General features: G+C 46.0%; 1 protein-coding gene. It reads left to right on the forward strand.

The annotated features are described in order from the left end of the window. Positions 1-47 precede the first annotated feature (47 nt). On the forward strand, positions 48-1,079 hold the full coding sequence (locus tag KGF70_RS16895) for an IS30 family transposase (RefSeq protein ID WP_004270929.1): 1,032 nt from the start codon (positions 48-50) through the stop codon (positions 1,077-1,079). Positions 1,080-1,163 lie beyond the last annotated feature (84 nt).

Below are 1,163 nucleotides of genomic sequence, written 5' to 3' on the forward strand. Positions count from 1 at the left end.
TTATCATTGATGTTCCTACACAAACAATGAAAGAGGTTATTGTCTTGATGCAAGAACAGAATACCACAGTCAGAAAAAAAGGTCAGCACCTAACTTCGTTTGAACGAGGCAGAATTGCTACGCTGCACAGCCAAGGCTATTCCAATCGTGCAATTGCCAGAGCGCTTAATGTTTGTCACCAAACAATCAATAATGAATTGTGCCGCGGCGAGATCGACCAAGTAAAAAAAGTGAATGGTCAACGCCAATATTACGCTGTATACTCACCAGAAACAGCACAAGCTAAGTACGAAGCTAATCGAGCCCACTGTCATCGACCTTTGAAACTCGTCGGTGTCGCTGATTTTATCGACTATTTTACGACTCATTTGCGTCAAGATGGTTGGTCGCCTGATGCAGCAGTAGGGCGGGCCAAACTTGAAGGCTTATATCAACCTGAGGAGATGGTCTCGACCAAGACGCTATACCACTATATTGATGCCCAGTTACTTGAAGTCCGCAATCTTGATCTACTCGAAAAAACGCGCCACCGTGCCAAACATCATCACTCGATCAAGCACAAGCGTCTGGCCGGACGGAGTATTGATGAACGGCCTAAAAGCATCGACCAGCGCCAAGAGTTCGGTCATTTCGAATTGGACACCGTGGTGGGCAAGCGCAACGGTCAAGAGAGTGTGATCTTAACGCTGATCGAGCGTCAATCCCGCTGCCAAATTCTACGTTTGATCGATGGTCGTGATGCCGATTCAGTCAACTATGAGCTAGCCAAGATCTGTCAAGAATACGGATCAATCATGAAGTCAGTTACTGCCGATAATGGCGCTGAGTTCTCGGAAGTTGGCGCTGTACTTACCGGTGTCGCTGACCTTTATTATGCCCATCCATATCGTTCCTCTGAGCGCGGGACTAACGAAGCGCATAATCGAATGATCCGCCGCGATGTACCCAAGGGTCTATCCATGGATATTTTGGGTCCTCATGATATCCAAGCAGTTGAGTCAAAGCTAAACAATTTACCGCGCCGGCAAACTGGCTATCAAACACCCAAAGAGCTTTTCTCCGCTGCTTCCGCCGGTTAAGTTAAGTCCATAAAATATGAATATTAATGAAAATACTGATTTAATAGGATTTATCGTGTGGCTAATTTGTTCTTGCAATTTGGG

The sequence above is a fragment of the Lactiplantibacillus sp. 7.2.4 genome (assembly GCF_018991185.1).
GTDB lineage: Bacteria > Bacillota > Bacilli > Lactobacillales > Lactobacillaceae > Lactiplantibacillus > Lactiplantibacillus pentosus.

Excerpts from the sequence above, each read along its gene's own strand:
- KGF70_RS16895 (WP_004270929.1), top strand. The coding sequence starts at position 48 with ATGCAAGAACAGAATACCACAGTCAGAAAAAAAGGTCAGCACCTAACT.